At 71.1% G+C, this 6,750-nt stretch carries 7 protein-coding genes; 5 read left to right on the top strand and 2 right to left on the bottom strand.

Annotated features, from left to right (window positions below; genetic code table 11):
• Positions 1-172 precede the first annotated feature (172 nt).
• Positions 173-694 (bottom strand): general stress protein, encoded by a 522-nt coding sequence (locus tag AB0M83_RS48195; protein ID WP_364529459.1) that lies wholly within the window; start codon positions 692-694, stop codon positions 173-175.
• A gap of 229 nt (positions 695-923) precedes the next feature.
• Between AB0M83_RS48195 and AB0M83_RS48190 the strand changes: the two genes are divergently transcribed.
• The 4 genes from AB0M83_RS48190 to AB0M83_RS48175 are packed head-to-tail and all read left to right on the top strand — an operon-like array spanning position 924 to position 5,089.
• Positions 924-2,270 (top strand): glutamine synthetase family protein, encoded by a 1,347-nt coding sequence (locus AB0M83_RS48190; protein ID WP_364529462.1) that lies wholly within the window; start codon positions 924-926, stop codon positions 2,268-2,270.
• Positions 2,251-2,961 (top strand): gamma-glutamyl-gamma-aminobutyrate hydrolase family protein, encoded by a 711-nt coding sequence (locus tag AB0M83_RS48185; RefSeq protein WP_364529456.1) that lies wholly within the window; start codon positions 2,251-2,253, stop codon positions 2,959-2,961. Before AB0M83_RS48190 ends, AB0M83_RS48185 begins: the two co-directional genes overlap by 20 nt.
• Positions 2,958-4,322 carry an aldehyde dehydrogenase family protein gene (locus AB0M83_RS48180; protein WP_364529453.1) on the top strand — a complete coding sequence of 455 codons (1,365 nt, stop codon included), beginning with the start codon at positions 2,958-2,960 and terminating at the stop codon, positions 4,320-4,322. Before AB0M83_RS48185 ends, AB0M83_RS48180 begins: the two co-directional genes overlap by 4 nt.
• Positions 4,322-5,089, top strand: a complete 768-nt coding sequence (locus tag AB0M83_RS48175; protein WP_364529450.1) for a 3-oxoacyl-ACP reductase — start codon at positions 4,322-4,324, stop codon at positions 5,087-5,089. The genes AB0M83_RS48180 and AB0M83_RS48175 overlap by 1 nt, the downstream gene beginning before the upstream one ends.
• Here the strand turns inward: AB0M83_RS48175 and AB0M83_RS48170 are convergent.
• A complete protein-coding gene (locus AB0M83_RS48170) occupies positions 5,086-5,283 on the bottom strand; it encodes a hypothetical protein (protein ID WP_364529447.1) in 198 nt (65 codons plus the stop codon). The genes AB0M83_RS48175 and AB0M83_RS48170 overlap by 4 nt on opposite strands.
• Before the next feature lie 72 nt (positions 5,284-5,355).
• Here AB0M83_RS48170 and AB0M83_RS48165 point away from each other — a divergent pair, with 72 nt between their 5' ends.
• On the top strand, positions 5,356-6,645 hold the full coding sequence (locus AB0M83_RS48165) for a helix-turn-helix transcriptional regulator (protein ID WP_364529444.1): 1,290 nt from the start codon (positions 5,356-5,358) through the stop codon (positions 6,643-6,645).
• Positions 6,646-6,750: the final 105 nt, after the last annotated feature.

Here is a 6,750-nt window from a genome sequence, read left to right as displayed (position 1 = left end):
AGCCGATCTGGCGGGACGGGCTCGCGGGCGAGTTCCGCCGTCGTTCAACGCACCCAAGGCGGCCTTCGGTGCGTTTAACGCAACCAAGGCCACATTGGGGCGCTCTTGGCTCCTGGCCCTGGACGCGAAGAAGGCCACCTCCCGGAGGAGGTGGCCTTCCTGTCGACCGGTGTCAGTGGCCGAAGGCGCTGCGTGCCGCGAGGTCCGCCAGGAGCGCACGTCCCTTCTCGGCGTTGCGGGGCTGGGACAGGACGTCGTACCTGCGGGCCACCAGCTGGCTCTGGGAGATGAACCCGCGCTTGTTGCGGTTGGCCGCGTACCCGAGTGCGCCGAACAGCAGGTTGAACCCGAGACCGGCGACCAGGCCGATCACGATCGGGACCAGGCCCGCTCCCGGGTTCAGAAGGCTCAGCACCAACCCGAGGAACACACCGAACATCGCGCCGGACGTCGCCGCGCTGCCCAGGACCTTGCCCCAGGACATCTTGCCGGCGATGCGCTCGACGAGCATCGGCTCCACGCCCACGATCGTGACGTCGGTGACCGGGAACTCCGCGCCCGCGAGGTGGTCGACCGCGCGCTGCGCCTGCTCGTAGGACTCGTAGGAACCGATCGGCCAGCCGGTGGGCAGGGTGGGCAGCTGGGGCCGCGCCTGCTGCTGTCCGATCGTGCTCTGCTGCGTGAATGTGGTCATCGATCTCACCTCTCCTGCCCCGTACAACGTGCGAGTACCCCGGATTCCTCCCTTCGCGCGGAATTCACAGGGTCTTCTCAGCCGGGCAAACCGCGCATACCGGCGGTCGATCCAATGGTTCAACAAAATACCTTTGTTCCGGTTGACCCGCCGGGCGTGACCGGGTAGGAAGAACCCGCAAAGGATTCGCATCAAACCTTTGGGGCGGCTGATGGCACGCAGACGAGGCATGCTCACGCTCGACGAGCTCCGGGCGCGCGTGGACGCGGGCACGATCGACACCGTGCTCGTCGCGCTCACGGACATGCAGGGCAGGCTCCAGGGCAAGCGCTGCTCGGCCGAGTACTTCCTGGACGAGGTCGTCGGGCACGCCACCGAGGCCTGCAACTACCTCCTCGCCGTGGACGTCGACATGAACACCGTCGACGGCTACGCGCTCTCCTCCTGGGACAGCGGCTACGGCGACTTCGTGCTGCGCCCCGACCTCGAAACCCTGCGCGAGATCCCCTGGCAGGAGGGCACCGCGCTGGTGCTGGCCGACGTCGAGCGCGTCCAGGGCGGGCCGGTGCCGGTGTCGCCGCGCCAGATCCTGCGCCGGCAGCTCGAGCGCCTCGCCGAGCGCGGGCTCGCCGCGTACGTCGGGACCGAGCTGGAGTTCATCGTCTTCGACGACACCTACGAAGCCGCCTGGGACAAGCGCTACCACGGCCTCAAGCCCGCCAACCAGTACAACGTCGACTACTCGATGCTCGGCACCGCGCGCCTCGAGCCGCTGCTGCGCCGCATCCGCAACGACATGGCCGGCGCCGGGCTCTACCCGGAGTCCGCCAAGGGCGAGTGCAACCCCGGCCAGCAGGAGATCGCCTTCCGCTACACCGACGCGCTGAGCACCTGCGACAACCACAGCGTCTACAAGAACGGTGCCAAGGAGATCGCCGCGCAGGAGGGCAAGAGCCTCACGTTCATGGCGAAGTACAACGAGCGCGAGGGCAACTCCTGCCACATCCACATCAGCCTGCGCTCCACCGAGGGGCGCGCGGTGCTCTCGGGCGACCACGACCACGGCTTCTCGACGCTGATGGAGCAGTTCCTCGCCGGCCAGCTCGCCGGGCTGCACGAGCTGACGTACTTCCTCGCCCCGAACATCAACTCCTACAAGCGGTTCGTGCCGGGCAGTTTCGCGCCGACCGCGATCGCGTGGGGCACCGACAACCGCACCTGCGCGCTGCGCGTCGTCGGCCACGGCGAGTCGCTGCGCGTCGAGAACCGCGTGCCGGGCGGGGACGTCAACCCCTACCTCGCCGTCGCCGCGCTCATCGCCGCCGGCCTGCACGGCATCGAGAACGAGCTGGAGCTGGAAGAGCCCTTCACCGGCAACGCCTACCACTCCGGCCGGCGCACGGTGCCGACCACGCTGCCCGAAGCCGCCGCGGCCCTGGCCGGCAGCGAGCTGGCGCGCGAGGCGTTCGGCGAGGACGTCGTCGAGCACTACCTGAACGCGGCCAAGATCGAGGTCGACGCCTACAACGCCGCCGTCACCGACTGGGAGCGGGTTCGTGGCTTCGAACGACTTTAGGCCGGTGATCGGGCTCACCACCTACCTCGAGCCCGCCAAGTTCCTCGTGTGGGAGACGGAAGCCGCGCTGCTGCACCGCGTCTACGTCGACTGCGTCGTCGCGGCGGGCGGCATCCCGGTGCTGCTCCCGCCGGTGAGCGACGCGTACGACCGGCTCGTGTCCACAGTGGACGGGCTGGTGCTCACCGGCGGCGCCGACGTCGAGCCGGAGCGCTACGGCCAGGAGCAGCACGCCACGACCTACACCCGGCCGAACCGCGACGCCTTCGAGTTCGGCCTGTTCGCCGCGGCCCGGCGCCAGGGCAAACCGGTCCTCGGCGTGTGCCGCGGCCTGCAGGTGATGAGCGTCGCCCTCGGCGGCACCCTGGTCCAGCACCTGCCCGAGGCCCGCGGGACCACCGAACACCAGCCCGCGCCCGCGACGTTCGGCCGCGGCGTCGTCACGCTCGCCGAGGGCAGCCGGGCGGCGGCGATCCTCGGCCGGGAAACCAAGACGCTCTGCTACCACCACCAGGCCATCGACCGGCTCGGCGCGGGCCTCGAACCGGTCGGCCGGGCCGCCGACGGCACGATCGAGGCCGCCGAGGTGCCCGGCGAGTTCACCCTGGGCGTGCAGTGGCACCCCGAGCAGGACAGCGACGACGTCCGCTTGTTCGAAGCGCTCGTCGACGCGAGCAGGAGGCAGGAATGACCAGCTTCGCCGTGATCAACCCCGCCACCGAAGCCGTGGTGCGGTCGGTCCCGCTGACCAGCGCCGAGGAGACCGACGCGGCGATCGCCCGCGCCCAGGCGGCGTTCCCGGCGTGGCGCGACGTGACCCCCGGCGACCGCGCGCGGCTGCTGCGCCGCTTCGCCGACGCCGTCGAGGCCGACATCGAGCACCTCGCGCGGCTCGAGGTCGAGAACTCCGGGCACACCATCGGCAACGCCCGCTGGGAGGCGGGCAACGTCCGCGACGTCCTCAACTACTACTCCGCCGCGCCGGAACGCCTGATCGGCAAGCAGATCCCGGTGCCGGGCGGCGTCAACGTCACCTTCCAGGAGCCTCTGGGCGTCGTCGGCGTGATCGTGCCGTGGAACTTCCCGATGCCGATCGCGGGCTGGGGCTTCGCGCCCGCGCTCGCCGCCGGCAACACCGTCGTCCTCAAACCCGCCGAGCTGACGCCGCTCACCGCGATCCGGCTGGCCGAGCTGGCGCGCGAGGCGGGCATCCCGGAGGACGTCTTCCAGGTGCTACCCGGCAAGGGATCCGTTGTCGGACAGCGGTTCGTCGACCACCCGGGCGTGCGCAAGGTCGTCTTCACCGGCTCCACCGAGGTCGGCAAGCAGATCATGGCCGGCTGCGCGGCCCAGGTGAAGCGCGTGACGCTGGAGCTGGGCGGCAAGAACGCGAACATCGTCTTCGCCGACTCCGACCTGGAGAAAGCCGCGGCGACCGCGCCCTACGGCGTCTTCGACAACGCGGGCCAGGACTGCTGCGCGCGGTCGCTGATCTTGGTGCAGGCGAGCGCGTACGACCGCTTCATGGAGCTCCTGGAGCCCGCCGTGCACGGCGTCGTCGTCGGCGACCCCGGCGACGAAAAGACCGAGATGGGCCCGCTGATCTCGGCCGCGCACCGCGAGAAGGTCGCCTCCTACGTGCCGGACGACGCTCCGGTCGCCTTCCGCGGCAGTGCGCCCACCGGGAGCGGCTTCTGGTTCCCGCCGACCGTCCTCACCCCGCCCGACCTGCGGCACCCGGCCGTGGCGGACGAGGTCTTCGGCCCGGTCGTCGCCGTCGTGCCGTTCGCCGAAGAGGCCGACGCGGTCCGGATGGCCAACGCGACCGACTACGGCCTGTCCGGCTCGATCTGGACCCGCGACGCCGGCCGCGCGTTCCGGGTGGCGCGCGGCGTCGAAGCCGGCAACCTGTCGGTGAACTCGCACTCTTCGGTGCGCTACTGGACGCCGTTCGGCGGCTTCAAGCAGTCCGGCCTCGGCCGCGAGCTGGGCCCCGACGCCGCGGCGGCGTTCACCGAAACCAAGAACGTCTTTCTCAGCACGGAGGAGTAATGGTCCAGCGTTTCGAAGGCCGCGTCGCGGTGATCACCGGCGGCGCGAGCGGCATCGGGCTCGCCTCGGCCCGCCGGCTGGCGAGCGAAGGCGCGAAGGTCGTCATCGCGGACCTGACGCCGGCCGTGGGCAAAGCGGCCGCGGACGAGGTCGGCGGCGCCTTCATCCAGACCGACGTCACCGACGCCGAACAGGTCGAGAACCTGTTCCACAGCACGGTCGAGCAGTTCGGCTCGATCGACGTCGCGTTCAACAACGCCGGCATCTCCCCGCCGGAGGACGACTCCATCCTGACCACCGGCATCGAGGCGTGGGAGCGGGTCCAGCGCGTCAACCTGACGTCGGTCTACCACTGCTGCAAGGCCGTCCTGCCGCACATGCAGCGCCAGGGCAAGGGCTCGATCATCAACACGGCGTCGTTCGTCGCCGTGATGGGCGCGGCGACGTCGCAGATCTCCTACACCGCCTCCAAGGGCGGGGTGCTCGCGATGAGCCGCGAGCTGGGCATCCAGTTCGCGCGGGAGAACATCCGCGTCAACGCGCTGTGCCCGGGGCCGGTGAACACGCCGCTGCTCAAGGAGCTCTTCGCGAAGGACCCCGAACGCGCGGCGCGGCGGCTGGTGCACGTGCCCGTCGGCCGGTTCGCCGAGCCCGAGGAGATCGCGGCCGCAGTCGCCTTCCTGGCCAGCGACGACGCCAGCTTCATCACGGCGTCGCAGTTCCTGGTCGACGGCGGCATCTCCGGCGCGTACGTCACCCCGCTCTAACGCTTGGTCGGTTTCTTGACGCCGTAGACCTCCCGCAGGTAGTTCCAGGCGGCGTTGAGCTTCTTGCGCTCTTCGGAGACGAGCCGTTCGCGGCGGCGCAGCACGCGGACGGCGATCTCGGAGGCGAGGAAGGCGCCGGCGGCGAAGGTCAGCACGCCGACGATCAGGGTCAGGGCGATGATGGTGGTCGTCATGGTGACCAGCGTCGATGCCGCGTGGGCGATTCGTCCCTGCGCAAAGCTAGCCGGTTTCGTTAGCTTTGTGAGGTGACGCACTGGCGCGCCGACGAGTGGGCGGAAGCGGTCCGGACCGGCATCCGGGCGCGGGGGCTTTCCCTGGACGAGGCCGCCCGCCGCATCGGCGTCCCGACGTCGACGCTGCGCAGCTGGATCGAGCACCGGCACGCGCCGAAGGTGACCGTCTTCGACCACTGGGCCGAGCTCGCCGAGGTCACCGGGCTCGGGGAAGCCGAGTTGCTGCGCGTCGCCGGTGTCCTGCCCGACTCGCTCGTTTCGCCGGTGCACGTCGCCCAGGCGGCGAAGGCGCTGCGAGAAGGCATCGACCAGGCCGGGCAGTTCCTCCGGCAGGCCACGGCGCTCGTCTACTCCTCACCCGGCACCCAGGTCGCCAACCTGATCGCCGCGTCGCCGATCGACTGGGAGATGCGGATCCGCTCGGCGACCCGCGGCGACGAGGTCCGCGTGACCTACCACCACTACGTCGGTGTCGTGCCGCCGCGGGACTTCCCCCACGACGACGCCGAAGTGCGCCGGATCCTCGAGCACGACGTCCTCGGCGAGCTGTGGCGGCCGCTCGGGCTCTACTGGCGGGTCGCCGAGGTGCACGACTGGCACGAGCCGCCGCGGCTGGTGATCCAGGTGCCCGAGCAGGAGGCGACGCGCCCGCCCGCGCCGTCGCCGGTCGTCGCGGCGCCGCCGGTCGTGGTGCTGTCGCCGATCTGGGGGTACGGCGAGCTGCTGGCGTCGCTGGTCGCCGACGGCCTCGGGTTCGGCAACGTCGACTTCCGCTACTTCGGCCTCCCGGACGCGATGGCCGACCGCGTCCGGATCACCGCCCGCGAGCTGGCCGAGCCCGCGCCGCGGCTGGTGCACTCGGTGCCGCCGATCATGCTGCTGCACGGCCTGGCCGTGCCCGACCTGACCGGCCGGCTCCCGGTCGTCGTCCGCTACGGGCCTCGCATGCGGGCCCGCGCGGCCCGCATCTACCGCGAACCGCTGCTCGAAGCGGGGTTCGACGACCCGCTCGACGGCGCCCGCGCGATCGAGGAGGCGATCTCCGTCCCCCCGGGTTGCTCGTACTTCGAGGTGACGCTCGCCGACGAGGACGTCTTCGACGGCGACCACCCCTCGCTGGACCGGCTCAACGACACGGTGGCGTGGCTCGCCGAGCAGATCGTCGAGCAGGTGCTGCTGGGTGCGGGGCATCCGCCGGTGCCGCTGGGCGGCCCACTGAAACGCCTGGTCCTGCCCTCGGGCCGGGTCCGCCGCCCGCCCGCGTTGGCCGGCCAGGTGGTCCGCCGGGTCGCGGGGACCTAGCGCCCCAATGTGGCCTTCGGTGCGTTCAACGCACCCAAGGCGGCCTTCGGTGCGTTGAACGCATCCCGGTCGCCGGGCCGGTGGTGAGGCCGCGGGACAGCACGA

The sequence above is a fragment of the Amycolatopsis sp. NPDC051106 genome, assembly GCF_040682775.1.
In the GTDB taxonomy this organism is placed as follows: Bacteria; Actinomycetota; Actinomycetes; order Mycobacteriales; family Pseudonocardiaceae; genus Amycolatopsis.
This window is presented reverse-complemented; position numbering and strand designations above follow the sequence as displayed.

Bases quoted from the DNA above. Each gene is read 5' to 3' on its own strand.
- AB0M83_RS48195 (WP_364529459.1), bottom strand. From the start codon at position 694: ATGACCACATTCACGCAGCAGAGCACGATCGGACAGCAGCAGGCGCGG.
- AB0M83_RS48190 (WP_364529462.1), top strand. From the start codon at position 924: ATGCTCACGCTCGACGAGCTCCGGGCGCGCGTGGACGCGGGCACGATC.
- AB0M83_RS48180 (WP_364529453.1), top strand. From the start codon at position 2,958: ATGACCAGCTTCGCCGTGATCAACCCCGCCACCGAAGCCGTGGTGCGG.
- AB0M83_RS48175 (WP_364529450.1), top strand. From the start codon at position 4,322: ATGGTCCAGCGTTTCGAAGGCCGCGTCGCGGTGATCACCGGCGGCGCG.
- AB0M83_RS48170 (WP_364529447.1), bottom strand. From the start codon at position 5,283: ATGACGACCACCATCATCGCCCTGACCCTGATCGTCGGCGTGCTGACC.